The organism is Mycobacterium sp. MUNTM1, assembly GCF_054660795.1.
This window is the reverse complement of sequence record NZ_BAAGDE010000007.1, coordinates 41,544-66,769: the sequence shown is the minus strand read 5'-3', so window position 1 is coordinate 66,769 and position 25,226 is coordinate 41,544. Positions and strand designations below refer to the sequence as shown.

Below are 25,226 nucleotides of genomic sequence, written 5' to 3'. Positions count from 1 at the left end.
CCATCTGGGGGGGCCGTCCGGGGGGGGGGTCGGTTGCCGCAGGCCGGGTCTTCGGGGCGGGCGCGGGGGGGGGTCGAGCGCCACGCCAGCGTGACGCCGGCCGCCGAGCGCCACGCCAGCGTGACGCTCGAGGGCGCGGGCACCTCAGAAGTACCGGGGAAACCGGCTCCAGTCGGGGTCCCGCTTCTCCAGGAAGGCGTCGCGGCCCTCGACGGCCTCATCGGTCATGTACGCCAGCCGGGTGGCCTCGCCCGCGAACAGCTGCTGGCCCACCAGGCCGTCGTCGAGCAGGTTGAACGCGAACTTCAGCATGCGTTGCGCCTGCGGCGATTTGGCGTTGATCTCGCGCGCCCATGCAATGGCCTCCGATTCCAGCTCCGCATGGTCGACGACGGCGTTGACCGCCCCCATCTGATGCATCTGCTCGGCGGTGTAGGGGCGGCCCAGGAAGAAGATCTCGCGGGCGAACTTCTGGCCGACCTGGCGGGCCAGGTACGCGCTGCCGTAGCCGCCGTCGAAGCTGCCGACGTCGGCGTCGGTCTGCTTGAAGCGCGCGTGTTCGCGGCTGGCCAGGGTGAGGTCGCAGACGACGTGCAGGCTGTGCCCGCCGCCGGCCGCCCACCCGTTGACCAGACAGATGACCACCTTGGGCATGAACCGGATCAGCCGCTGAACCTCGAGGATGTGCAGCCGGCCGGCGCGGGCGGGGTCGACGGTGTCGGCGGTGTCGCCGCTCGCGTACTGATAGCCGCTGCGCCCGCGGATGCGCTGATCGCCGCCCGAGCAGAACGCCCAGCCGCCGTCCTTGGGTGACGGCCCGTTGCCGGTGAGCAACACCACGCCGACGTCCGGTGACATCCGGGCGTGATCGAGCACTCGGTAGAGCTCGTCGACGGTGTGCGGCCGAAACGCGTTGCGCACCTCGGGGCGGTCGAACGCCACCCGCACCGTGGCGTCGTCGACGTGCCGATGGTAGGTGATGTCGGTCAGGTCGCCGAACCCGTCCACGGGGCGCCAGGCCTGAGCGTCAAAGGGGTTGTCACTCAATCTGTTTGAACTCCTATGCCGGGTCCAGCCGGAATACCGGACACACGCCGGCCAGCGCCTCGAACTCCTCGGGGGTTCCGTCGGTGACCAACCCAGAGCGTTTCATGAAGCCGACGCCGGTGGGCACCTCGGTGGGGAACGCCCGCAGGAAGGGCCGCGCCGCGTCGGCGGGTAACTCCACCATCCGCACCCGCTCGGACCGCCGGCCGCGGGCCAGCGTCGCATACCCGGCGGCGCGGACGTTGCGGATCCAGTCCGCGCCCGGGAAGCCGCCCACCACATACCGATTGCCGTCCACGGTCATCGGTGTCACCGGCGTCGACCGGGGCGCCCCGGATTTGCGCCCGGGCACGGTCAACACCACCGGGCTTTCGCCGCCGAAGCTCAGCCCGAGCCGCGACATCCGGATGAAGACCTTGTTCGCCGGCTTCAGCCACCATGGTGGTTTCAGCCCGTCGGGCGTACCCATGCCTGACACAGTAGTCAGGTCTGGGGCGCCTCCAGGAAGGGTTCGACACCGTGCGCCCAGGGATCGGCGCCGGGCGTGGCGACGGCGTCCAGCCGGGCCATCGCCTCGGCGCTCAGCGTCACGCTGGCCGCGCCGATGTTCTCCTCGAGGTGGGCGATCGATCGGGTGCCGGGAATCAGCAACGTGTTCGGCGTGTGGGACAGCAGCCATGCCAGCCCGACCTGGGCGCCGGTGGCGCCCAGGGCGCCCGCGATGTCGGCGACCACCGGGTGGTCGGCGACCTTCGGGAATCCCGGGAACGCCGAGCCGAGCGGGAAGTACGGCACCCACGTGATGCCCTCGGCCGCGCACAATTCGAGCGTGGCCTCCTGGGAGCGGTCCAGCAGGCTGTAGGCGTTCTGCACGCAGACGATTCCGGCGGGCAGCGCGCGCCGGACCGTCTCGAGGGGCACGGCGCTGATCCCGATCCCGCCGATCTTGCCCTCGTCGCGCAGCGCGATCATCTCGGCGAGCTGGTCATCGAGGTCGACGATCTGGTCGCCCTCGGCGGCCAGGCCGGGACCGAGCTCGAGGCGGCGCAGGTTGACGACCGGGATCTGGTCGAGGCCGAGTTGGCGCAGGTCGTCTTCCACGGCCGCGCGCAGTTCGGCCGGCCGTTGGGCGGCGGCCAACGGAATCGGTTGTGCGCCGGTGTAGCGGGCGCCGACCTTGCTGACGATGACGAGGTCGTCCGGGTAGGGCGTCAGCGCCGCACGGATCCGGCGGTCCACCTCGCCGGGTCCGTAGAAGGACGCGGTGTCGATGTGGTTGACGCCGAGCTCGACGGCGCGACGCAGCACCGTGGCCGCGTCCTCGACGGTCGGCGCCTCGAACAGCTGCATGGCGCCGTAGCCCATGCGGGCGACGGACGCCGTGCCGATGCTGCCGAGACCGCCGGGCTGTGGTTGGTCGGTCATGATGCTCCTTGGCTCGTGACACACTGGAGAAAATGCGGAGGACCCTCCGCTTCGATCAGCGTAGCAGAAACGGAGGAACCTCCGCTTTGGTGGAAAGGTCGGATGCGCGGCGCAATCGCGAACGGCTGCTGCAGGCGGCCACCGCGACGTTCACCGCGCACGGCGGATCGGTGTCGCTGGAGTCGATCGCCCGCGACGCCGGGGTCGGGATCGGCACGCTCTACCGCCACTTCCCCAACCGGGAAGCCCTGGTCGAGGCGATCTACCGCACCGAGCTCGCCGAGGTGGCCGCGGCCGCCGAGCAGCTGCTCGAGCGGCATCCGCCCAAGACCGCGCTGCGGCGCTGGATGGACCGGTACGCGGGCTTCGTCGCCGCCAAGCGCGGAATGGCCGAGTCCTTACAGGCGATCTTCGCTTCCGGCGCCATGGAACCCACCCAGACGCGCGACAGCATCGTCGGCGCCGTCGAGATGCTGTTACGAGCGGGTGCGGCCGACGCGACGCTGCGCGCCGACGTGCAGGCCGACGACGTGGTGTCCAGCCTGATCGGGATCTTCCTGGCCAGCGGCTCGCCGGAGCAGACCGGCCGGATGCTCGACCTGCTGGTCGCCGGGGTCACGGCGCCCCGAACGTCACGCCAGCGTGACGGCAGCTGCTGAGCGCCGCGCCAGCGTGTCCCCCGCAAGCGGGAGGTGTCGCCAGCCCGGCGCAAAAAACCTAGCCCACGGAGCGGGCCGCGCCCTCCCAGAACTGCGCGCGCACGGCCTTCTTGTCCGGCTTGCCGAGCGCGGTCACCGGCACCGACTCGACCACGATCACCTGCTTGGGCGATTGCACCGAACCTTTGCGCTCCTTGACCGCGGCTTGGATCTCGGCGGTCACCCGCGACACCGACTCCTCGTCGGAGGGATGGTCGGGGCGCAGCACGATCACCGCCGTGACGGCCTCGCCCCACTTCTCGTCCGGCGTGCCGATCACGCACACCTGCGCGACGGCCGGGTGCTCGGCGACGACGTCCTCGACCTCGCGCGGGAACACGTTGAACCCGCCGGTGACGATCATGTCCTTGACCCGGTCGACGATGAACCAGAAGCCGTCTTCGTCCTCGCGGGCCATGTCGCCGGTGTGTAGCCAGCCGTCCTTGAACGTCTTGGCCGTCTCCTCCGGCAGGTTCCAGTACCCGCCGGAAAGGAGCGGCCCGGACACGCAGATCTCGCCGACCTCGCCTTGGGGCACCGGGTTGCCGTCGGCGTCCAGCAGCGCAGTGCGGGCGAACAGGGTGGGCCGCCCGCAGGAGGTGAGCCGCTTCTCGTCGTGGTCCTTCTTGGCCAGGTACGAGATCACCATCGGGGCTTCGGACTGCCCGTAGTACTGGGCGAAGATCGGCCCGAAGCGGCGGATGGCCTCGGCCAGCCGCACCGGATTCATCGCCGAGGCGCCGTAGTAGACCGTCTCCAGCGACGACAGGTCGCGGGTGTGCGAATCGGGATGGTCCATCAGCGCGTAGATCATGGACGGCACCAGCATGGTGGCGGTGATCTTCTGCTCCTCGATGACCCGCAGCACCTCGGCCGGATCGAACTTGGTCAGCACAACCAGCTCGCCGCCCTTGATGATCGTCGGCACGAAGAACGCCGCCCCGGCATGCGACAGCGGGGTGCACATCAAGAACCGCGGGTTCTCCGGCCACTCCCACTCGGCGAGCTGGATCGTCGTCATCGTGGTGATCGACTGCGCGGTGCCCAGCACGCCCTTGGGCTTGCCGGTGGTGCCACCGGTGTAGGCCATCCCGCCGATGTGATCGGGCGGAAGGTCGGCCGCCACCAACGGCTTTGGCGAATACTTCGCGGCTTCGGCCACCAGGTCCACTGCGGAATCACCCAGCGATTCGGGGACCGGACCGATGGTCAGGACCTGCTTGAGGCCGGGCACCTTCTCCAACAGGCCCTGCGCCCGCTCGACGAACATCGGGTTCGGGTCGATGATCAGCGACGTGACGCCGGCGTCGCCCAGCACGTAGGCGTGGTCGTCCAGCGAGCCCAGCGGGTGCAACGCCACGCGCCGGTAACCCTGGGTCTGGCCGGCGCCGATGATCATCAGCACCTCGGGCCGGTTCAGCGACAGCAACCCGACCGTGGCGCCGGTGCCCGCACCGAGCGCCTCGAACGCCTGGATGTACTGGCTGATGCGCTCGGCGAGCTGTCCCCCGGTCAGCGTGGTGTCGCCGAGATGCAGCACCGGCTTGTCTTTGTTGCGCTTGAGCGCACCGACGGTCAGGTGTCCGGAATGAATGGGATGGCGCAGGAGATCGTCACTCATGTGGCAAGACTAGAACGTGTTGCAATTTGGGTCAGCTAGACCCTCCTGCCAGTAGCATCCGTGCCTATGGCCGATGCAGATCTCGTGGTCACCGGAACCATCCTGACCGTCGACGAGGCGCGGCCCACGGCCGAGGCGCTCGCCATCGCCGACGGCAAGATCGTCGCCGTCGGCACCCGGGCCGAGGTCGCCGCCTTCGCCGGCCCCGGCACCCGGACCGTCGACGTCGGTGACGGCTGCGTCATGCCGGGCTTCGTTGAGGCACACGGGCATCCGTTGATGGAGGCCGTCGCCCTGTCGGACCGCATCGTCGACATCCGCCCGGTCACCATGCGCGGCGCCGACGAGGTCGTCGCGGCGATCCAGCGCGAGGTCGCGCGGCGCGGATCCGACGGCGCCTACCTCAACGGCTGGGATCCGCTGCTGCAGAGCGGCCTTCCGGAACCGACGCTGGACTGGCTCGACGACGTCGCGCCGGACGGCCCGCTGGTCATCATGCACAACTCCGGGCACAAGGCGTACTTCAATTCGCGCGCCGCGAAGCTGCACGGGTTGAACCGCGACACCCCCGACCCCAAGGGCGCCAAATACGGCCGCGACGCCAACGGCGAACTCGACGGCACCGCCGAGGAGACCGGCGCGGTCTTCCCGCTGCTCGGCGGGGCCATCGACTTCGCCGACTACCCGCGGATGCTGCTCGCCGAGTGCGCGCGGCTCAACCGCGCCGGCCTGACCACCTGCTCGGAGATGGCCTTCGACCCGAACTTCCGGCCGGTGGTCGACCAACTGCGCGAGCGGCTCACGGTCCGGCTGCGCACCTACGAGATCTCCAACCCGCAGATGTCCACCACCGCCACCCCCGGCCAGGGTGACGACATGCTGCGTCAGGTCGGCATCAAGATCTGGGTCGACGGCTCGCCCTGGATCGGCAACATCGACCTCTCGTTCCCCTACCTGGACACCGAGGCCACCCGGATCATCGGCGTCGTGCCGGGCTCCTGCGGCTGCGCCAACTACACCGCCGAGCAGCTGCACGAGATCGTCGGCGCCTACTTCCCGCTGGGCTGGCCGATGGCCTGCCACGTGCAGGGCGACGCCGGAGTGGACACCATCCTCGACGTGTACGAGCAGGCCCTCGAGCGCCACCCGCGCGACGACCACCGGCTGCGGCTCGAGCACGTCGGCGCCATCCGCCCCGAGCAGCTGCAGCGCGCCCACGACCTCGGCGTCACCTGCAGCATCTTCGTCGACCAGATCCACTACTGGGGCGACGTCATCGTCGACGGCCTGTTCGGCGAGGAACGCGGAACCCGTTGGATGCCGGCCGGATCCGCGGTGGCCACCGGGATGCGGATTTCGTTGCACAACGACCCGCCCGTCACGCCCGAGGAGCCGCTGCGCAACATCAGCGTGGCCGTGACCCGTACGGCGCCGAGCGGCCGGGTGCTCGGGCCGCAGGAACGGCTGACCGTCGAGCAGGCGATCCGCGCGCAGACCATCGACGCGGCCTGGCAGCTGTTCTCCGACGACGTGATCGGCTCGCTGGAGGTCGGCAAGTACGCCGATCTGGTGGTGCTGTCGGCCGACCCGCGAACCGTGCCGCCCGAGCAGATCGCCGACCTCGAGGTGCGGGCGACGTATCTGGCGGGTCGGCAGGTCTACAGCGCGTGACGCCGACGCTCGAGGACCTGCTCGACCGCCTGCACGTGGTGGCGCTGCCCATGCGGGTGCGGTTTCGCGGCATCACCACCCGCGAGGTCGCGCTGATCGACGGCCCGTCGGGCTGGGGCGAGTTCGGGGCGTTCGTCGAATACGGGCCGCGCGAGGCCGCGCACTGGCTGGCGTCGGGCATCGAGGCCGCCTACCGCAAGCCGCCGCCGACCCGCCGCGACCGCGTCCCGATCAACGCGACGGTGCCGGCGCTGCCGGCCGCGCAGGTGGCCGAGGTGCTGTCCCGGTTTCCCGGGGCGGGCACGGCCAAGGTGAAGGTCGCCGAGCCCGGGCAGACGCTGGCCGACGACGTCGCGCGGGTCAACGCCGTGCGCGAGCTGGTTCCGACCGTGCGGGTGGACGCCAACGGCGGCTGGAGCGTCGAGGAGGCGGCCGCAGCGGCCGCCGCCCTGACCGCCGACGGACCACTGGAATACCTCGAACAACCCTGCGCGACGGTCGACGAGCTCGCGGCGCTGCGCCGGCGGGTCGAGGTACCGATCGCCGCCGACGAAAGCATCCGCAAGGCCGAGGACCCGCTGGCCGTGGTCCGCGCCGGCGCTGCCGACGTCGCGGTGCTCAAAGTGGCTCCGCTGGGCGGGATTTCGGCCATGCTCGCCATCGCCGCGCAGATCGACATCCCGGTCGTGGTGTCCAGCGCGCTGGATTCGGCGGTGGGCATCGCCGCCGGCCTGACCGCCGCGGCGGCGCTCCCGCAGCTGCGCCACGCCTGTGGGCTGGGCACCGGCGGGCTCTTCGTAGAAGATGTGGTCGAGACCCCTGAGTTCACAGGGCCCGTCGACGGCTGCCTGCCGGTGGGCCCGGTCGCGCCCGATCCGGCGCGGTTGCGGGCGCTGGGCGCACCGCCCGAGCGCCAGCAGTGGTGGATCGACCGGGTCAAGGCCTGCCATCGGTTGCTTGTACCGTCGACCGAGTGATCAACCTGGCTTACGACGACCGCGGCTCCGGTGAGCCGGTGGTCTTTATCGCCGGCCACGGCGGCGCCGGACGGACCTGGCACCCCTACCAAGTGCCCGCGTTTCTGGCGGCCGGATACCGCGTCATCACCTTCGACAACCGCGGAATCGGCGCCACGGAGAACGCGGACGGCTTCTCGACTCAGACCATGGTCGCCGACACCGCGGCCCTGATCGAAGGTCTGAACGCGGCCCCGGCCCGCATCGTCGGCATGTCGATGGGCGCGTTCATCGCCCAGGAACTCATGCTGGCCCGGCCCGAGCTGGTCACGTCGGCCGTGCTGATGGGCACCCGCGGCCGCATGGACCGGGCCCGGCAGTTCTTCCGCGACGCCGAGGCCGAGCTGGCCGACGCCGGTGTCGCGCTGCCCGCCGCGTACGAAGCGAAAATCCGCCTGCTGGAAAACTTTTCCCGCAAGACGCTCAACGACGACACCGCCATCGCCGACTGGATCGCGATGTTCTCCACCTGGCCCGTCAAGTCCACACCCGGCATGCGCGCCCAGCTGGACGTCGCGCCGTACACCAGCCGATTGACCGCCTACCGCGCCATCGCGACCCCGGTGCTGGTGATCGGCTTCTCCGACGACGTGCTCACCCCGCCATATCTGGGCCGCGAGGTCGCCGACGCGCTGCCCAACGGCCGCTACGTGCAGATCCCCGACACCGGCCATCTCGGCTTCTTCGAGCGGCCCGACGCCGTCAACGCCGCCATGCTCAAGTTCTTCGGGGGCGCCAAGGGCTGAGCGCTGTTCACCAGCGCTGAGTGCGGTTCCTCGCGCCTGTGACAGGCTGTAGGAGTGAACCCCTCGACGACACAGGCTCGCGTCGTCGTTGACGAGCTGATTCGCGGCGGCGTCCGCGACGTGGTGCTTTGCCCCGGTTCGCGGAACGCCCCGCTGGCCTTCGCGTTGCAGGACGCCGACCGCTCCGGCCGCATCCGCCTGCACGTTCGCATCGACGAGCGCACCGCCGGCTACCTGGCTATCGGCCTGGCCATCGCCGCCGGCGCGCCGGTCTGCGTCGCCATGACGTCCGGCACGGCCGTCGCCAACCTCGGCCCGGCGGTGATCGAGGCCAACTACGCCCGGGTGCCGCTGATCGTGCTCTCGGCCAACCGCCCCTACGAGCTGCTGGGCACCGGGGCCAACCAGACCATGGAACAGCTGGGCTACTTCGGCACCCAGGTGCGGGCCACGATCAGCCTCGGCCTGGCCGAGGACGCCCCCGAGCGGCTGGATGCCCTCAACGCCACCTGGCGATCGGCCACCTGCCGGGTGCTCGTGGCCGCCACCGGATCCCGCACCGCCAACGCCGGCCCCGTGCAGTTCGACATCCCGCTGCGCGAGCCCCTGGTGCCGGATCCCGAACCCCAAGCGCCGACGCCGCCGGGCCGCCCGGGCGGGCGCCCGTGGACCTACACGCCGCCGGTCAGCTTCGACCAGCCGCTGGACATCGACCTGTCACCCGACACGGTCGTCATCGCCGGGCACGGCGCGGGTGTGCAGCCCAACCTGGCGCAGCTGCCGACCGTGGCCGAGCCGACGGCGCCCGCCCCGGCGAACCCGCTGCACCCGCTGGCGCTGCCGCTGCTGCGGCCCAAGCAGGTGATCATGCTCGGCCGCCCCACCCTGCACCGGCCGGTGTCGGCGCTGCTGGCCGACCCGCAGGTGCCGGTGTTCGCGCTGACCACCGGGCCGCGCTGGCCGGACGTCTCGGGCAATTCGCAGGCCACCGGGACGCGGGCGGTCACCACCGGCGCCCCCAACCCGGCGTGGCTGCAGCGCTGCGCGGAGACCAACCGGCACGCGCTGGCCGCCGTCCGCGGCCAGCTCGCGGCGCACCCGCTGACCACCGGCCTGCACGTCGCGGCGGCGGTGGCCGACGCGCTGGCGCCCGGCGATCAGCTGGTGCTCGGGGCCTCCAACCCGGTCCGCGACGCGGCGCTGGTCGGCCTGGACACCCGCGGCATCCGGGTGCGGTCCAACCGCGGTGTCGCCGGCATCGACGGGACCGTCTCCACGGCCATCGGGGCGGCACTGGCCCACGAACGCGACGGCGGCCCGGACGGCCCGGCGCGCACCGTCGCGCTGATCGGGGACCTGACGTTCGTGCACGACAGCTCCGGATTGCTGATCGGCCCCACCGAGCCCACGCCGCGCCGGCTGACGATCGTGGTCTCCAACGACAACGGCGGCGGCATCTTCGAACTGCTCGAGCAGGGCGACCCGCGGTTCTCCGACGTGTCGTCACGGGTGTTCGGCACCCCGCACGACGTCGACGTGGGCGCGCTGTGCCGCGCCTACCACGTCGAGAGCCGTCAGATCGAGGTCGGCGAATTGCCCACGGCCCTCGACGAACCGGGGCCCGGGATGCGGGTGCTGGAGGTCAAGGCCGACCGGTCGTCGCTGCGGCAGCTGCACGCGGCTATCAAGGCCGCGCTGTGAGGCGCATCTAGATGGCGGTATCTCCAAAAGTACTGCTGCGCATCCTGATTCATGGGCGTAGTGATGAACCGCCGAAAACGCGGTCGCGGATTGCGTTGCGGTGGGCCCGGATTGCGGTGCTGATCGTGACGGGCCTGGTCACTTTGCAGTCCGTGCTGCTGGTGGCCGGCGCCTGGCGCAACGACATCGCGATCACCCACAACATGGGCGTCGCGCAGGCCGAGGTGCTCAGCGCCGGGCCGCGCCGCTCCACGATCGAATTCGTCACCCCCGAGCGGGTCACCTATCGCCCCGAGCTCGGCGTGCTTTATCCGTCCCATCTGGCCACCGGGATGCGCATCTACGTCGAGTACAACAAGAACGACCCGAACCTGGTTCGCGTGCAGCATCGCAACGCCGGGCTGGCGATCATCCCGGCGGGTTCCATCGCGGTGGTGGGCTGGCTGGCCGCGGCGGCGATCCTGGTGGCGCTGGCGCTGCTGGACAAGTGGCTGGACCGTCGCGACGACCCCCGCGACGCACCGGCCAGCCCGGCCGCAAAAAGTGTCGGACCTGCAAATTTCGCGTGACGTATACACACAGTCAACCTTGCCGACAGCCGACGCTGACACCGTAGTGATGTGCGCGTTGCCATCGTCGCGGAATCCTTCCTCCCCGAAGTCAACGGTGTCAGCAACTCGGTGATCCGGGTGCTCGAGCACCTGCGCCGGACGGAGCATGAAGCCCTCGTCATCGCCCCCGACACGCCTCCCGGTCAGCCCCGGGCCGATCGCATTTACGACGGGATCCGCGTTCACCGGGTGCCGTCGCGGATGTTTCCCAAGGTGACCACGCTGCCGCTCGGCGTGCCGACGCCCCGGCTGGTGAAGGTGTTGCGCGGATTCGATCCGCACGTGGTGCATCTCGCTTCGCCCGCGCTGCTCGGCTACGGCGGGGTGCGGGCGGCGCGGTGGCTCGGGGTGCCGACGGTCGCGGTGTATCAGACCGACGTGCCGGGCTTCGCGGCGAGCTACGGCATTCCGATGACGGCGCGGGCCGCCTGGGCCTGGTTCCGTCACCTGCACGGTCTCGCCGACCGTACCCTGGCGCCATCCAGTGTGACGATGGAATCGCTTGTAGCTCACCGCTTTCCGCGAGTTCACCGGTGGGCGCGCGGCGTCGACGTGCTGCGGTTCGCGCCGTCCGCGCGCAACGAGACGCTGCGCGCACGCTGGTCGCCACAGGGCAAGCCGATCGTCGGATTCGTGGGCCGGCTCGCGCCCGAGAAGCATGTCGAGCGACTCATCGGGCTGGCCGCCGGCGACGCGGTTCAGCTCGTCATCGTGGGCGACGGTGTCGACCGCGACAAGCTGCGAAAGGCAATGCCGACAGCGGTTTTCACGGGCGCGCTATACGGCGAAGAACTCGCCGCGGCGTACGCCAGCATGGACGTGTTCGTACATCCCGGTGAGCACGAGACGTTTTGTCAGGTCGTGCAAGAAGCGCTGGCGTCGGGGTTGCCGGTGATCGCCCCCGACGCCGGCGGCCCACGTGACCTCGTCACCCCGTGGCGAACCGGTCTGCTGTTGGCCGTCAACGAGTTCGAGTCCCGGCTGCCCGACGCGGTCGCACACCTGATCACCGAACGGCCGCGCTACGCGCTGGCCGCCCGGCGCAGCGTGGTCGGCCGGAGTTGGCCGGTCATCTGCGACGAACTCCTCGGCCACTACGAGGCGGTGCTGTCGCCGTTCGTGCGACGCCAGCTGCTGTCCACCCGTCACGCGCAGGGGGAGTGAGCGGGGGCCGTCACGCTACGGCGTCGAATTCGATTGGCAGCGTGGTCGGTCCGCTCAGCCCGATTAGGGGCTTCCATGGCGCGGGTCCGCTGCGGCGGGCGTTGGGCATGTGCTGCGTCATGATCGCCAAGGCTTCGGCGAGCTCGAGTCGGGCCAGGTTGGCGCCTAGGCAATAGTGCATGCCGGCGCCGAACGTCTGTATCGGCGGCGCTCCCGTGCGGGTGATGTCGAGTCGGTCGGGGTCGTCATAGATGGCGGGATCGCGGTTGGCGGCGGCGGTGTTTGCGATAACCGGTGTGCCCGCGGGGATGACCACGCCGACGAGCTCGACGTCCTCGTGAGCGATGCGCAAGGTGACACCCGCGATCGGTGAATGCCGCATGGTCTCCTCAACCGCGCTGTTCGCGAGGTCGGGACGCGCGGCCAGCAGGGCCCACTGATCGGGGTGATCGCAGAGCACCTGCACCGAGGCGGCCAACTGATTACGGGTGGTGTCCGTGCCGGCCACCAGCAGGCTCGCGGTCAGCATTCGCAGCTCGTCGAGGGTGAGGCGATCGCCGTCGTCCTCGGCGCGGATCAAATCGGAGATGAGGTCGTCGGTCAGCCTGTGCCGTCGCTGCACAACCATGTCGTCGATGTAGGCATCGAGCTGTTCCCATGCGGCCAGGATGGTGCGCTGGTGGGTGGCCGCCTCCCAGCTGAAGGCCTTGAAGATGTCGTCGGTCCAGTCCGAGAACAGCTTCCAGTCCTCGGCCGGGGCGCCCAACAGCGCACAGATGATCGGGATCGGATATTGGCGGGCGATGTCGGTGACCACCTCGCAGCGCCCGGTCGCGGTGTGGCGGTGCACCAGTTCGGTGATCACCTCGACGATCGTCGAGCGCAGCCGCGCGGTGGCGCGCGGCGTGAAGGCCTTGGACACGAGCCGGCGCAGCCGACGGTGTTCTGCCCCGTCGAGACTGATCAGGTTCGTGGCGACGCGCTCCCACAATGGTCCGGAGGTGATGCCCTGGAAGGCGAGGAACATGCCCTGTGGCACGCGGAATCGCGGGTCGCGCAACACCGTTCGGACCAGCTCATAGGTCAGCAACTCCGGCCCATGCGAACCGATGGCGATCGGTGCCTGGCGGCGCGCCTCTCTGAAGATTGCGTGGGCCTCGTCGATGCCTTGGCAATGTTCGTAGTTCATCGTCGGAAGGCCGGCATCATAGACGCTCGGGCAGATCGACGCGTCAACCGTGATGGTCATGGTGTGCCCCGTAGGTCGTCGGTGAGGTGCTTGCACCACCGAGTGTTATCGGCGTGGGAACCCACCGCACGCGTAGCCGACTACCTGTCTTGCAGGCTTTTTCGCGCGATCCGGTTCACGCCCGAGCGCTGCGGGACGCCCGGGCGTGAACGGGACCGGCGTCGAGTGAATGCCGTTCATCAACATCGATGGCATCCGCTCGATTGGCTCGGCCGATTCCAGATTTCTCATCCGCACGAGCGATGACTACGTTGTGACGCCGGGTGTCAGCTGCTCACCCAGTGGGCCACAACGGATTTGGAATCGTTCCCGGACTGTGTCGAGGACATGTCGCTGGTGCTCGCGTTCCCGGCGATGCGTGAGCATGAACCGTGCCAGGCCCGGCAGGCGGCGCGGTAGGGGGTACCACTTGTCGAAATCGAGACCGTTCTCGTTGAACACGCGACTGGGGACGTTGTCGTAGATCAGGCTGAGGTTGTGCTGGACGAGCGCGAAGAGCACGTACGGAAATGCCAGCGGTGCCTTCTGCCGCAGTGCCTGCCAATCGATTTCGTAGAGCGGGATCTCACGGAGCTTGTCCAAGAACATCAAATGCCCCAGGAAATAGCCCATGAACGCCGGCAAGTGCAAAATAGCCGACCGCACGTTGATGGAAACGACTGCGCCACTGGGTGAAACGTACGGCTCGTAAAGATATTCGCCGGAGAACTTGACGTATCCCGTGCAGTTGACCACCCAGCTGCCCGGTTGGATCGTCTTCGTCGATCCGCTCCGGAACACCAACTCGGTCGTGCCATTGTGGTCGACCGCATCCTCGAAATAGTCCATGATGAGGTCGTTCAGCCCGGCGGAGATCGTGCGGTTCTCGGCCTCGGACAACACTCCCAGCACGAAGTTGTCCGCCTGCGGGGTCACGAACGTGCCGTGGGTGGCGCGATACCAATCTTGGACTTCCGATTCATTCGTGCCGTCGTACCGGCGGCTCAGCTGTGTGGCGAGGGCGCTCGGCGGTATGCCCGTCCACCAGCGGCGGGCGCCGCTCGGCAACAGGCTGTCACGGCAAGAGAAGAAGGTACCGCGGCCGGCAACGAGGTTCACCTCACGACCGGGGTAGGTGGTGATCAATGCGTGCGCAGTGTCCATCGCGGTCTTTCCGCCACCGATGATCCACACCGGCGCTTCGCTTTCCTCGATGTCGCCTTCCCGAACGTCGCAGTAGTCGGGCGACACCGAATGGACGCGCGTGCTGGAGATGTCGAGCGGTTCGTTGGGCGTGACGCCCAGGCCGTAGGCTTTGATCAATCGCTTGGCCTCGATGACGAGCCACCGGCCGTCGGCGGCTCCAGCGGTGACCCGCACGATTCCGTTCGCTTCTTCTTCCGACTCGAAGTTCCAGCCGAAGTACTCGTCGACCTGGACGCGCTCGCGTATCACGTCGACGCAGTGCTGAAAATGGTCGAGCACCTCGCCCTTGGTGGCCAGGTAGCTGCGGTCCTCGCCGAGCCTCCACTTGATGTTGCCCGCGGTGAACATGGGATGCGGTTGGTGCAGCCTGACGTAGGGGTACACGTCGACCCACATGCCCCCGACGCGCGGGCGACGGTCGATGAGGATCACCTTCTGATCGCGCGACAGGTATCGGCTCGCGGCGAACAGCGCGTTCAGCCCGGCGATGCCGGCTCCGACGATGCAAACGTCGCAGGTTTCCACGGGTGCGTACTGAGGTGCGGACATCGGAGCGCCTTTCCTCGCAGAGTCCTCATTGTGCGTCCGCACCCCGCTGCCTGGGATGAGTAATCGACTACTTCATTAATGGCGAGTCAACAAGATCTCGCAGCTGCGATTGAAGGCGCCGCCGGCTCGCGCGCGAGGGGTTCGTCGGCTAGACCTGCGCGAGGGGTTCGTCGGCTAGACCTGTCGGCGCCGCCGGGGCCGGCGGGGCCGGAATGCGTCTTTGACCTTTTCGCCGGCATCTCTCAAGTGGGCCGCCCGCTGGTCGGCCCTGCCCTCGGCTTCCAACGCCGGGTCGTTGATGGCGCGACCGGTTGCCGCCTTGAGCTTGCCCGTGACCTGCCGCACCTTGTTTCGGGCCTTATCCGCGGCGCTCATAGCGTGTCCTTCAATTCCGTTCCAAGTGGTACTAGAGCGCTTACCCCTTTTCCCGCCGAGCCACGCGCCTCTCCTCGCGCCGATCAGCCCTGCGCCAGCTCGGCGACGGGCTGCCATTCTTCCCAGTTGCGCAGCCGGCTCTCGTAGTCGGCCTTGGCCGTCTCCAGCGGGGAAGCGCCGAAAAACACTCGCAGCGGCGGCTTTTCGGCGTCGACCACCTTGAGCAGCGCGGCGGCGGACGCCGACGGGTCACCCGGGCTGGCCCACCGGCGGCCGCGCTCGGCCTGGACGGCCGCGCGGACGTCGTCGTAGGCCGGTATCGGATCGGCGTGCTTGGCGGAGTCACCGGCCCAGTCGGTGTCGAAGCCGCCCGGCTCGATCAGCGTGACGTGCACGCCGAACGGCGCGACCTCCTGTGCCAGCGCCTGCGAGAAGCCCTCCAGCGCCCACTTCGACGCGTGATAGATGCCGACCAACGGGAACGCGGTGATGCCCCCGATCGAGGACACCTGGATGATATGGCCGCTGCCCTGCGTGCGCAGGTAGGGCAGCGCGGCCTGAGTGATCCACAGTGCCCCAAAGACATTGGTTTCGATCTGGTCGCGCGCGTCCTGCTCGGAGAGTTCCTCGACGAAACCGAATTGCCCGTATCCCGCGTTGTTCACCACGATGTCGAGCCGGCCGAAGTGGTCGTGCGCCTGCTTGACCGCCGCGAAGTCGGCCGCCCGGTCGGTGACGTCCAAACGGATCGGCAGCAGCGCGTCGCCGTACTTGCGCGCCAGGTCGTCCAGTGAGGCGGTGTCGCGCGCCGTGGCGGCGACTTTGTCGCCACGCTCGAGCGCCGCGATCGTCCACGTCCGTCCGAAACCCCGCGATGTACCGGTGATAAACCAAACTTTTTGAGTCACGCCTTCCTACAACGCCGCCCACGCGACCTCATTCCCGCACGAGGTAGCGTCTTTCTGGTGAGCCGTGCGGAGTTGGACAAGGATCCCCGGGATGTCGCGTCGATGTTCGACGGCGTCGCCCGCCGGTACGACCTGACCAACACCGTGCTGTCGATGGGGCAGGACCGGTACTGGCGCAAGGCCACCCGGTCGGCGCTGGCCATCGGGCCCGGTCAGAAGGTGTTGGACCTCGCCGCGGGCACCGCGGTGTCCACCGTGGAGTTGGAGAAGTCCGGGGCGTGGTGCGTGGCCGCCGACTTCTCGGTCGGCATGCTGGCGGCGGGTGCGGCGCGCGACGTCCCGAAGGTCGCCGGCGATGCCACCAGGCTGCCGTTCGGCGACGACGTATTCGATGCCGTGACAATCAGTTTCGGGCTGCGCAACGTCGTCGACACCCAGGCCGGGCTGCGCGAGATGGCCCGCGTCACGCGGCCGGGCGGACGGTTGGTGGTGTGCGAGTTCTCCACGCCCAGCAACGCGCTGTTCGCCACCGTCTACAAGGAGTACTTGATGCGGGCGCTGCCGCGGGTGGCGCGGGCGGTGTCGAGCAATCCCGAGGCGTACGTGTACCTCGCGGAGTCGATCAGGGCGTGGCCCGATCAGGCGGCGCTGGCGCAGCAGATAATAAAGGCCGGTTGGACCGGGGTGCGTTGGCGCAATCTGACCGGCGGCATCGTCGCCCTGCACGCGGGGCACAAGCCCCTGCGCTGAGTCGGTTCTAGTGGTTGCCGGCGGCCTGCACGAAGGGCACCTGGTCGGGGCAGTAGTGATCGACCGCTGCGCCGAGGAATTGGAACGCCTGGCCCTGAGTGGTGCCGCGCGGCAGGTTGCGCTGGATGAAGGTGGCCGACTTGTACGCGTCGCCGTCCACGCCCCTGCCGATGCGGTCGCAGGTGATCTTGCCCAGCCACGCCAACTGATCCTGCGGCTGGTAGATGCCGAAGCCGTTGACGGTGTTCTTGAACGGCGCGTCGTAGTCGCTCGGGGGCGACGGCGTGCGCGGGGTGGGGTACGGCGCCGTCGGCGGCGGATCCGCCTGCGCCGGCACGGAGAGCTGCGCCGGCACGGCCAGCGCGGCCAGAGCGATTGCAGCAGCGGCTCCGATAGTAGCCAGGCTCGTTCCCTTCATTAGCTGGACTATACACGCCTCGCCGCGGGTGTGGAGACGAAAGCCCATCGTCGACCGACGGCCCCCTCAGACCGCGGCCGGCCCGCCGACCTGCGGCGATGGGAGTGATTGCTCAGCTGAACGGCGTGCGACGGTCGAGCAGCCGGGACAGCCGTCCGCCGCCGCGCCAGGCGCGCGCCACCCAGTCCGCGTCGTCGTCGGTGACCAGGTTGGCCATCACCCGCACGGCGATGGTCATCAGCGTCGTCGAGCGCATCGCGATCGGTCCGGTCGACGGCAGGAACCGCTGGAACGTCAGCAGCAGGGCCAGCCGGCGCGCCACCGAGAAGCCGCGACCGTAGTGCTGCTGCAGCAGCGATGGCCACACCTGCGACAGGTCGGGGCAGTCCAGCAGCGCCGCGGCCAGCCGCCCGGTCTCGAGGCCGTAGTCGATGCCTTCGCCATTGAGTGGGTTCACGCAGGCCGCGGCGTCGCCGATCAGCATCCAGTTGGCGCCGGCCACCCCCGACACCGCGCCGCCCATCGGCAGCAGCGCCGAGGCCACCGCGCGCGGGTGGCCGGTGAAGCCCCACTCGTCGCGGCGTAGGTCGGTGTAGTAGTCGATCAGCGGCCGCAGCGCCAGGTCGGCCGGCCGTTTCGCCGTCGACAACGCGCCGACGCCGATGTTCACCTCGCCGTTGCCGAGCGGAAAGATCCAGCCGTAGCCGGGCAGCACTTTGTCCTTGGAGCCGTCGGGTCCGCGCAGTTCCAGATGCGACGTCAGCCAGGGGTCGTCGGCGCGCGCGGTGGTCAGGTAACCGCGCGCGGGCACGCCGAAAACCGTTTGCGTGTGGCAGCGCCCGCCCCCGTTTCGGGCCCGCCACGAGCGCGCGCCGTCGGCCACGATCAAGTGGCCACAGCTCACCTCGGTGCCGTCGGCCAGCGTCACCGAAGTCACCCGTCCCAATGAATCATGTTGCGCGGCAACGGCCTTGGTCCCGAGCAGCATCCGCGCCCCGGACTCCTCTGCGACTTTGCGAATCCGGTCGTCCAGCTCGAAGCGGGCCACCGCGCTGCCGGTCGACGGGAACGACGGGCCGGGCCAGTCGACCTGCACCTCGCCGCCGAACCCGCTCATCCGCAGCCCCCGATGCCGGATGCGGGTGTCCAGCCAGTCGCGCAGGCCCAGCCGTTCCAGCTCGGCGACCGCGCGCGGGGTCAGCCCGTCGCCGCAGGCCTTGTCGCGGGGAAAGTTCGCCGAATCGATGACCAGGACGTCGTTGCCCGCGCGGGCGGCCCAGGCCGCCGCCGCCGAACCTGCGGGTCCTGCGCCCACGACCACCACTTGGGCTCGGGTCGCTGCCGTCCTCATGCACACCAGTATGTTTGGTCCCGTGAGTACTCCGGCGACGGTGGTGGCGGGCGTTGACTTCGGTGACCCCGCGTTCGCGGCGACCGTACGGGATGGTGTCGGCCGCATCGAGCAGCTCATGGAGGCGGAATTCCGCAGCGCCGACGACATCATGACCGAGTCGCTGACGCACCTGTTCAAGGCCGGCGGCAAGCGGTTCCGGCCGCTGTTCACGGTGCTGTCGGCGCAGATCGGGCCCGACCCGGACGGGGTGGACGTGACCATCGCCGGCGCCGTCATCGAGCTGGTGCACCTGGCCACGCTGTACCACGACGACGTGATGGACGAGGCCGAGGTGCGTCGCGGCACCCCCACCGCCAACGTGCGCTGGGGCAACAACGTCGCGATCCTGGCCGGCGACTACCTGTTCGCCACGGCCTCCCGGTTGGTCTCCCGGCTCGGGCCCGAGGCGGTGCGGCTGATCGCCGAGACGTTCGCCCAGCTGGTGACGGGGCAGATGCGCGAGACCCGCGGGTTCGTCCAGGGATCCGACCCGATCGAGCACTACCTGAAAGTGGTGTACGAGAAGACCGCGTGCCTGATCGCCGCGGCGGGCCGGTTCGGCGCCATGTTTTCGGGCGCCGACGCCGATCAGGTGGAGCGGCTGAGCCGCCTGGGCGGCATCGTGGGCACCGCGTTCCAGATCTCCGACGACATCATCGACATCGACAGCGACTCCCACGAGTCCGGCAAGCTGCCCGGCACCGACGTGCGCGAAGGCGTGCACACCCTGCCCATGGTCTACGCGCTGCGCGAACCCGGCCCCGAGGCGGCGCGGCTGCGTGAGCTGCTGGTCGGGCCCATCGACGACGACGACGCGGTGGCCGAGGCGCTGGCGTTGCTGCGGGCGTCGCCGGGCATGACCAAGGCCAAGCACTCGCTGCAGGACTACGCGGCGCAGGCCCACCAGGAGCTGGCCCTGTTGCCGGACGTCCCCGGCCGCCACGCCCTGCAGACGCTGGTCGACTACACCATCAGCCGGCACGGCTAGGGGCGATCGCGAAGTCCTGTGGAACCAACGGGACCATCTCGGGCGTTCAATGAGCTGTAATCGGCAATAACGCGCGCCCCCGAGTGTTCCAAGGAGGACACCGATGACCTGGCATCCGCATCACAACACGTTCAAGACGTTCGCGTTGCTGGTTGGCATGTCCGCGTTGATCGTGTTCGTCGGTTCGCTGTTCGGCCGGACCGCGATGTTCCTCGCGGTGCTGTTCGCCATCGGCATGAACGTCTACACGTACTACAACAGCGACAAGCTGGCGCTGCGGGCGATGCGCGCGCAGCCGGTGTCGGAGGTGCAGGCGCCGGCGATGTACCGGATCGTGCGTGAGCTGGCCACCGCCGCGCACCAGCCGATGCCCCGGCTGTACATCAGCGACACCAACGCGCCCAACGCGTTCGCGACCGGGCGCAACCCCCGCAACGCGGCGGTCTGCTGCACCACGGGCATTTTGGACATCCTCACCGAGCGCGAGCTGCGCGCCGTGCTGGGGCACGAACTTTCGCACGTCTACAACCGCGACATCCTGATCTCGTGCATCGCTGGCGCGCTGGCGTCGGTGATCACCGCGCTGGCCAACATGGCGATGTTCGCCGGCATGTTCGGCGGTAACGACCGCGATGGCGAGAATCCCTTTGCGCTGCTGCTGGTTTCGTTGCTCGGTCCGATCGCCGCGACCGTGGTGCGGCTGGCGGTGTCGAGGTCACGCGAATACCAGGCGGACGAATCGGGCGCGGTGCTGACCGGCGACCCGCTGGCGCTGGCGTCGGCCCTGCGCAAAATCTCCGGCGGGGTCCAGGCCGCCCCGCTGCCGCCGGAGCCCCAGCTGGCCAGCCAGGCGCACCTGATGATCGCCAACCCCTTCCGGGCGGGCGAGCGGATCGGATCGCTGTTTTCGACGCACCCGCCGATCGAGGACCGTATCCGCCGGCTGGAGGAAATGGCCGGACGCTAGCCCGAGTCCGCACGTACCATCGGATTTGGAGGGTGATGGCGATGACTGAACCCAATTCGATGGATATTCACGAAGCCGGGCTGGCGCTGGATCTGCCCGACTTGATCTTCGAGACGCGCGCCGGTGCCGGCATGAATCAGGCCCAATTGGCCGAGGCGCTGGGCACCACCCGCGAAGCCGTCGCCGCGTGGGAGGACGGGACCGAGGTGCCCCGCGTGGACGTGCTGGAACGGCTGGCGCAGGTGTGCGGCAAGCGGTTACACATCCGCATCGACGTCGACTGACCGTTGCGCGCCCCTTGTGCCCGAGCCGGGTCGGGCCGGAAACCAGTTACGCTGCGGCCTCGGGCCTTTGCGCGTCGACCAGCGGTTCGTCCGCGTCGCGACGACCCGTTTCGATCACGCCCTGAATGTGAACCGTCCCGCCCGTCGCCTCATGCTGTTGCTGCCAGTCGGTAATCGTCTGGTGCGCAGCGTGATCGAGGTAATGCACCGCAATGGCCACGGTCGCCGTCGCGCCCTGCGGGACCGACGCGAGCATCCGCGTCAGCCTCGGCAGCGCCAGGAAGGTGCATGCCGCGCCCTGGATGCTCACCCGCCATTCGTCGTCCACCGGCGTGGCTTCGATCTTGGCCCGGATCACCCGCCAGCCGGTCAGCGTGATGGCCAGCGCGAGCCCGATCATCACCCCGTGCAGCAGGTTGAGGAAGATGACGCAGACGGCCGTCACGACGTACACCGCGAGATCGCCGTGCTTCATTGCGGTTTCGATGTGTGCCGGCTTCAGCAGCTGAATCCCGATCACGATGAGCAGACCGGCGAGGGCGGCGGTCGGGATCTTTTCGACCAGCCCCGCGAACGGGATGGTGAACAACAGGATCCAGACGCCGTGCATGATCGCCGAGGCGCGAGATTTGGCCCCCGCGTTGACATTTGTGGAGCTGCGCACGATGACCCCGGTTACCGGGAGCCCGCCGATGCTGCCCGACAGGATGTTGGCGGCGCCCTGTCCCACCAGCTCGCGGTTGAAATCGGTGCGTGGCCCGTTGTGCATCCGGTCAACCGACACCGCCGACAGCAGGCTCTCGACGCTGGCGATGAGCGCCACCGTGATCACCCCGATCGCGACCGCGCCCCAGTTGCCGTGGGGAAGCTCGGGTAACTGCAGCGCATCCAGCGGTGACCCCTCGAGGTTGATCCGGCGCACGTGGAACGGGAAGGCCACCGAGATCACCGTCACCGCCACGATGGCGACCAGCGGACCCGGAACGCGGCGCACCTTGGCCGGAACCCATCGCCACGCCACCAGGATGACGATGACCAGCACCCCCAGGATCACGCCCGGGCGGTGCGCGCCGATGATCTGGCCGGGCAGCCCGATGAGGTTGTGCCAGGCCGTGCTCTTGGACTTCCCACCGAGCAGCACGTGCGCCTGCTGCAGGGCGATCGTGATGCCGATGCCGGCCAGCATCGCGTGCACGACGACCGGCGAGATCGCCAGGGCCGCGCGCGCAACCCGGCTGAGCCCCAGCAGCACCTGCACGACTCCGGCGGCAACCGTGATCAAGCACGTTATGCCCCAACCGAAATCGGACACCAGGCCGGCGACAATCACCGTCAGCCCGGCCGCGGGGCCACTGACCTGCAGCGGGGAGCCACCCAACGAGCCCACGACGATCCCGCCGACGATCGCGGCGATCAGGCCGGCGAGCACCGGCGCGTTGGACGCGATCGCGATCCCCAGCGATAGGGGCAGTGCGACCAGGAAGACCACGAGTGATGACGGCAGATCGTGCCGGATGACGCCCCGCAGCCGATCGATGCGCGGCCGGTCCTGTTCAACGTTGTGCATCGGTCGCGTCCCTCGTTAGGTGTTAGCGGGGGATGTCCGATATCCATCCCATATTTGGTCTAGTTACCTCTTCGTAACGTGTTGGCGTACAGACGATTACGCCGGGCCGACCCGCAGGATCGCGCCCGGAAACTCCTGGTCGCCTGGAACGACGGTATTTTGCTGGCAAACGCCGGTCAAGCCGACGGGCCCTGCCCATAGAGAACGCAAAGATTTGAATTCCCTGGCCTCGAAGAACCAGTTCAGAAGCCCGAGCCGTGCACCTCATGGCCGGGAACCTCGGCGATCAGGCCCCGATAGGCCTGCTCGACCGACGAGCCGTGGTTGATCACCGCGTCGACCTCGCGCGCGATCGGCATGGTGAGGCCGAACTCGTTGGCAAACTCCATGATCACGCTCGCGGCCTTGACGCCCTCGGCGACCTGGTTCATCGAGGCGATGATCTCGTCGATCGGCTTGCCGGCCCCCAGCTGCTCACCGACGTGTCGATTCCGGCTGCGCTGGCTGGTACAGGTGACGATGAGGTCGCCCAGCCCGGCCAGGCCCGGGAAGGTATCCGGGTTGCCGCCCAGGGCGACGCCCAGCTTGGTCATCTCGCGCAGCGCGCGGGCGATCACCAGCGCGCGGGTGTTCTCCCCGATGCCCAGCGAGTAGCCCATCCCGACCGAGATGGCGTAGACGTTCTTCAGCGCCCCGGCCATCTCGACCCCGATGACGTCATCGGTGGTGTACACGCGGAAGCGCCGGGTGCGGAACAGGCCCGACAGCCGGGTCGCCAGATGCTGGTCCGGCATCGCCAGCACCGCCGCGGCCGCGTAGCCCTCGCCGACCTCGCGCGCGATGTTCGGCCCGGCCAGGATGCCGGCGGGGTGGCCGGGCAGGGTCTCCTCGATGATCTGCGACATCCGCATGTTGGTGCCCTGCTCGAGTCCCTTGACGAGCGACACCACCGGCACCCACGGCCGCAGCTCCTTGGCCAGCTCGCTCAGCACGCCCCGAAAGCCGTGCGAGGGAACGCCCATCACCACGACATCGGCGGAGTTCGCCGCCTCGGCGAAGTCGGTCGTGGCGCGCAAAGTGTCGCTCAGCACGACGTCGTTGCCGAGGTACCGGCTGTTGCGGTGGTTCTCGTTGATGTCGTCGGCGGTCGCCTCGGAGCGCACCCACTGCAGCGTCGGACCGCGACGCGCGCAGATTGATGCCACGGTGGTGCCCCAGGAACCGCCACCGAGGACAACGACTTTGGGTTCGCGCTTCTCAGATGCCATGGCGATCAGCGTATTGCGGACACCTGCGATTTAGTAGCAGTTCACGAACACTCAGATTGGCTAGCCGGCCAGCGGTGCCCGGTCGTCGACGCGGCCGAACACCATCGCCTCCTCGATCCGGTCGAACCGGTAGTCGAGGGCGTCGGCCAGATAGTTCTGCCGCACGTTCCAGGGCCGCTTGGTGCCCGACTTCGGCAGCATGTGCACCGAGCGCAGCACGTAGCCGGCGTTGATGTCCCACGACGGCTTCTCGGCCATCGGCTCGTTGCCGCGATGCGGGGCGGCGCGGGTGTAGCCGTGAGAAGCCATGTGTTCCATCAGCTTTGCCGTGGCGCGGGCGGTGATGTCGGCGCGCAACGTCCACGAGGCGTTGGTGTAGCCCACGCACCAGAACAGGTTCGGCACGTCTTCGAGCATGTGCGCTTTGTAGACGAAGCGGTCGCTGGTCTTGATCTCGGTGCCGTCCAGGCTGATCGCCGCCCCGCCGAGCGCCTGCAGCTGCAGCCCGGTGGCGGTGACGATGATGTCGGCGTCGAGGTGCCCGCCAGATTTCAGCGCGATGCCGGTCGCGTCGAAATGGTCGATGTGGTCGGTGACCACCTCGGCGCCACCCGCGCTGATGGCGTTGTACAGGTCGGCGTCGGGGATCAGGCACATCCGCTGGTCCCACGGGTTGTAGCGCGGCTTGAAGTGGGTGTCGACGTCGTAGCCGGCGGGCAGGCTGCTGATCGCCTTGCGCCGCAGCAGCCATCGCACCAGCCCCGGCGCCTTGCGGGACAACGCGAAGAACACCGCCTCGGTCAGGGCGCTGTACAAGCGGATGACGAGATGAGCCGGCTTGCGGGGCAACAGCTTTCGAGCGATCGCGGCAACGGTGCCGTACTTGGACGCCGAAATGAGATAGGTCGGCGAGCGCTGCAGCATGGTGACTTTCGCGGCGCGGTCCGACAGCGACGGCAGCAGCGTGACCGCGGTGGCCCCGCTGCCGATCACCACGACTTTCTTGCCCGCGTAATCCAGGTCTTCGGGCCAGTGCTGCGGGTGCACCACGGTGCCCTCGAACTGCTCGATGCCGGGGAATTCGGGGGTGTAGCCCTCGTCGTAGTTGTAGTAGCCGCTGCCGAAGAACAGGAAGCGGCCGCGGTACAGCTTGCGCGCGCCATCCTGCTCGACGGTGACCGTCCAGGTGTCGGTGGCGGAGTCCCAGTCGGCCGAGCGCACGTAGCTGTTGAACCGGATGTGCCGGTCGATGCCGTACTTGCGCGCGGTGGCGGCCAGATACTCGCGGATGTGCACGCCGTCGGCGACGCCCTCTCTGCGCGTCCACGGCTCGAACGGGAAGGACAGCGTGAAGATGCTGCTGTCGGAGCGCACCCCCGGATAGCGGAACAGGTCCCACGTCCCGCCGATCTGCGCGCGCCGCTCCAGGACGGTGTACGTCAGGTTCGGGTTGCGCTCGGTGATCCGATAGGCCGCGTCGATGCCGGAGATGCCGGCGCCGACGATGATCACGTCGGAGTATCCGGCGTCGGTCGCGCCGCTATCGGCGGCTTCCTGGGGAGTCACGGTCATCGTGAACCTCGCTCAAATTGTGGGACTCGCCACCAGCCTAGAGACCCACCGGT

General features: G+C 68.9%; 24 protein-coding genes. 11 read left to right on the top strand and 13 right to left on the bottom strand.

The window, feature by feature from the left end; genetic code table 11:
• Nucleotides 1-144: 144 nt before the first annotated feature.
• The 3 genes from ACYQ8K_RS06000 to ACYQ8K_RS05990 are packed head-to-tail and all read right to left on the bottom strand — an operon-like array spanning nucleotide 145 to nucleotide 2,472.
• Entirely contained in the window at nucleotides 145-1,047 is a 903-nt protein-coding gene (locus ACYQ8K_RS06000) for a 1,4-dihydroxy-2-naphthoyl-CoA synthase (RefSeq protein ID WP_459967560.1), read from the bottom strand.
• A 13-nt stretch (nucleotides 1,048-1,060) separates the two neighbouring features.
• The gene (locus ACYQ8K_RS05995; protein ID WP_459967558.1) at nucleotides 1,061-1,516 is read right to left on the bottom strand and encodes a nitroreductase family deazaflavin-dependent oxidoreductase; all 456 of its coding nucleotides are present in this window, start codon (nucleotides 1,514-1,516) and stop codon (nucleotides 1,061-1,063) included.
• Between the two features lie 14 nt (nucleotides 1,517-1,530).
• On the bottom strand, nucleotides 1,531-2,472 hold the full coding sequence (locus tag ACYQ8K_RS05990; protein ID WP_459967557.1) for an aldo/keto reductase: 942 nt from the start codon (nucleotides 2,470-2,472) through the stop codon (nucleotides 1,531-1,533).
• A gap of 86 nt (nucleotides 2,473-2,558) precedes the next feature.
• Between ACYQ8K_RS05990 and ACYQ8K_RS05985 the strand changes: the two genes are divergently transcribed.
• Nucleotides 2,559-3,131 carry a TetR/AcrR family transcriptional regulator gene (locus ACYQ8K_RS05985; RefSeq protein ID WP_459967555.1) on the top strand — a complete coding sequence of 191 codons (573 nt, stop codon included), beginning with the start codon at nucleotides 2,559-2,561 and terminating at the stop codon, nucleotides 3,129-3,131.
• 58 nt (nucleotides 3,132-3,189) lie between these two features.
• Here the strand turns inward: ACYQ8K_RS05985 and fadD8 are convergent, their stop codons facing one another.
• The gene (fadD8, locus tag ACYQ8K_RS05980; RefSeq protein WP_459967554.1) at nucleotides 3,190-4,791 is read right to left on the bottom strand and encodes a fatty-acid--CoA ligase FadD8; all 1,602 of its coding nucleotides are present in this window, start codon (nucleotides 4,789-4,791) and stop codon (nucleotides 3,190-3,192) included.
• A gap of 66 nt (nucleotides 4,792-4,857) precedes the next feature.
• Between fadD8 and ACYQ8K_RS05975 the strand changes: the two genes are divergently transcribed.
• Genes ACYQ8K_RS05975 through ACYQ8K_RS05950 form a run of 6 tightly spaced genes read left to right on the top strand, consistent with a single transcriptional unit; the run spans nucleotide 4,858 to nucleotide 11,700 of the window.
• Nucleotides 4,858-6,462 carry an amidohydrolase gene (locus ACYQ8K_RS05975; protein WP_459967552.1) on the top strand — a complete coding sequence of 535 codons (1,605 nt, stop codon included), beginning with the start codon at nucleotides 4,858-4,860 and terminating at the stop codon, nucleotides 6,460-6,462.
• 50 nt (nucleotides 6,463-6,512) lie between these two features.
• Entirely contained in the window at nucleotides 6,513-7,439 is a 927-nt protein-coding gene (locus tag ACYQ8K_RS05970) for an o-succinylbenzoate synthase (RefSeq protein WP_459967648.1), read from the top strand.
• On the top strand, nucleotides 7,436-8,224 hold the full coding sequence (locus ACYQ8K_RS05965; RefSeq protein ID WP_459967550.1) for an alpha/beta fold hydrolase: 789 nt from the start codon (nucleotides 7,436-7,438) through the stop codon (nucleotides 8,222-8,224). The genes ACYQ8K_RS05970 and ACYQ8K_RS05965 overlap by 4 nt, the downstream gene beginning before the upstream one ends.
• 54 nt (nucleotides 8,225-8,278) lie before the next feature.
• Nucleotides 8,279-9,925 carry a 2-succinyl-5-enolpyruvyl-6-hydroxy-3-cyclohexene-1-carboxylic-acid synthase gene (menD, locus tag ACYQ8K_RS05960; RefSeq protein ID WP_459967549.1) on the top strand — a complete coding sequence of 549 codons (1,647 nt, stop codon included), beginning with the start codon at nucleotides 8,279-8,281 and terminating at the stop codon, nucleotides 9,923-9,925.
• 11 nt (nucleotides 9,926-9,936) lie between these two features.
• The gene (locus tag ACYQ8K_RS05955) at nucleotides 9,937-10,494 is read left to right on the top strand and encodes a DUF3592 domain-containing protein (RefSeq protein ID WP_459967547.1); all 558 of its coding nucleotides are present in this window, start codon (nucleotides 9,937-9,939) and stop codon (nucleotides 10,492-10,494) included.
• Between the two features lie 51 nt (nucleotides 10,495-10,545).
• Nucleotides 10,546-11,700 (top strand): glycosyltransferase family 4 protein, encoded by a 1,155-nt coding sequence (locus tag ACYQ8K_RS05950; RefSeq protein ID WP_459967545.1) that lies wholly within the window; start codon nucleotides 10,546-10,548, stop codon nucleotides 11,698-11,700.
• Between the two features lie 10 nt (nucleotides 11,701-11,710).
• Here ACYQ8K_RS05950 and ACYQ8K_RS05945 read toward each other — a convergent pair whose 3' ends face one another.
• The 4 genes from ACYQ8K_RS05945 to ACYQ8K_RS05930 all read right to left on the bottom strand — a co-directional run bounded on the left by ACYQ8K_RS05945 (nucleotide 11,711) and on the right by ACYQ8K_RS05930 (nucleotide 15,966).
• Complete coding sequence (locus tag ACYQ8K_RS05945) at nucleotides 11,711-12,949, bottom strand: cytochrome P450 (RefSeq protein ID WP_459967543.1); 1,239 nt, start codon at nucleotides 12,947-12,949, stop codon at nucleotides 11,711-11,713.
• Nucleotides 12,950-13,195: 246 nt separating this feature from the next.
• Nucleotides 13,196-14,683 (bottom strand): FAD-dependent oxidoreductase, encoded by a 1,488-nt coding sequence (locus tag ACYQ8K_RS05940; RefSeq protein ID WP_459967541.1) that lies wholly within the window; start codon nucleotides 14,681-14,683, stop codon nucleotides 13,196-13,198.
• A 174-nt stretch (nucleotides 14,684-14,857) separates the two neighbouring features.
• The gene (locus ACYQ8K_RS05935) at nucleotides 14,858-15,058 is read right to left on the bottom strand and encodes a CsbD family protein (RefSeq protein WP_459967540.1); all 201 of its coding nucleotides are present in this window, start codon (nucleotides 15,056-15,058) and stop codon (nucleotides 14,858-14,860) included.
• An 83-nt stretch (nucleotides 15,059-15,141) separates the two neighbouring features.
• Entirely contained in the window at nucleotides 15,142-15,966 is an 825-nt protein-coding gene (locus ACYQ8K_RS05930; protein ID WP_459967538.1) for an SDR family oxidoreductase, read from the bottom strand.
• 57 nt (nucleotides 15,967-16,023) lie between these two features.
• Between ACYQ8K_RS05930 and ACYQ8K_RS05925 the strand changes: the two genes are divergently transcribed.
• Entirely contained in the window at nucleotides 16,024-16,716 is a 693-nt protein-coding gene (locus tag ACYQ8K_RS05925) for a demethylmenaquinone methyltransferase (protein ID WP_459967536.1), read from the top strand.
• A 7-nt stretch (nucleotides 16,717-16,723) separates the two neighbouring features.
• Here ACYQ8K_RS05925 and ACYQ8K_RS05920 read toward each other — a convergent pair whose 3' ends face one another.
• On the bottom strand, nucleotides 16,724-17,134 hold the full coding sequence (locus tag ACYQ8K_RS05920; RefSeq protein ID WP_459967535.1) for a DUF732 domain-containing protein: 411 nt from the start codon (nucleotides 17,132-17,134) through the stop codon (nucleotides 16,724-16,726).
• Nucleotides 17,135-17,246: 112 nt separating this feature from the next.
• Nucleotides 17,247-18,485, bottom strand: coding sequence for a menaquinone reductase (gene menJ, locus ACYQ8K_RS05915; RefSeq protein WP_459967534.1), 1,239 nt, complete (start codon nucleotides 18,483-18,485; stop codon nucleotides 17,247-17,249).
• A 22-nt stretch (nucleotides 18,486-18,507) separates the two neighbouring features.
• Here menJ and grcC1 point away from each other — a divergent pair, with 22 nt between their 5' ends.
• The 3 genes from grcC1 to ACYQ8K_RS05900 all read left to right on the top strand — a co-directional run bounded on the left by grcC1 (nucleotide 18,508) and on the right by ACYQ8K_RS05900 (nucleotide 20,766).
• Nucleotides 18,508-19,515: a nonaprenyl/(2E,6E)-farnesyl/geranylgeranyl diphosphat synthase gene (grcC1, locus tag ACYQ8K_RS05910; protein WP_459967532.1), complete on the top strand. Its 1,008-nt coding sequence runs from the start codon at nucleotides 18,508-18,510 to the stop codon at nucleotides 19,513-19,515.
• A gap of 103 nt (nucleotides 19,516-19,618) precedes the next feature.
• The gene (htpX, locus tag ACYQ8K_RS05905; protein ID WP_459967531.1) at nucleotides 19,619-20,482 is read left to right on the top strand and encodes a zinc metalloprotease HtpX; all 864 of its coding nucleotides are present in this window, start codon (nucleotides 19,619-19,621) and stop codon (nucleotides 20,480-20,482) included.
• A gap of 23 nt (nucleotides 20,483-20,505) precedes the next feature.
• Nucleotides 20,506-20,766, top strand: a complete 261-nt coding sequence (locus tag ACYQ8K_RS05900; RefSeq protein ID WP_459967647.1) for a helix-turn-helix domain-containing protein — start codon at nucleotides 20,506-20,508, stop codon at nucleotides 20,764-20,766.
• 46 nt (nucleotides 20,767-20,812) lie between these two features.
• Here ACYQ8K_RS05900 and ACYQ8K_RS05895 read toward each other — a convergent pair whose 3' ends face one another.
• The 3 genes from ACYQ8K_RS05895 to ACYQ8K_RS05885 form a co-directional block, all read right to left on the bottom strand.
• On the bottom strand, nucleotides 20,813-22,333 hold the full coding sequence (locus tag ACYQ8K_RS05895; protein WP_459967530.1) for a SulP family inorganic anion transporter: 1,521 nt from the start codon (nucleotides 22,331-22,333) through the stop codon (nucleotides 20,813-20,815).
• A gap of 242 nt (nucleotides 22,334-22,575) precedes the next feature.
• Complete coding sequence (locus ACYQ8K_RS05890; RefSeq protein ID WP_459967529.1) at nucleotides 22,576-23,601, bottom strand: NAD(P)H-dependent glycerol-3-phosphate dehydrogenase; 1,026 nt, start codon at nucleotides 23,599-23,601, stop codon at nucleotides 22,576-22,578.
• A 60-nt stretch (nucleotides 23,602-23,661) separates the two neighbouring features.
• The gene (locus ACYQ8K_RS05885) at nucleotides 23,662-25,173 is read right to left on the bottom strand and encodes a flavin-containing monooxygenase (RefSeq protein WP_459967528.1); all 1,512 of its coding nucleotides are present in this window, start codon (nucleotides 25,171-25,173) and stop codon (nucleotides 23,662-23,664) included.
• Nucleotides 25,174-25,226: the final 53 nt, after the last annotated feature.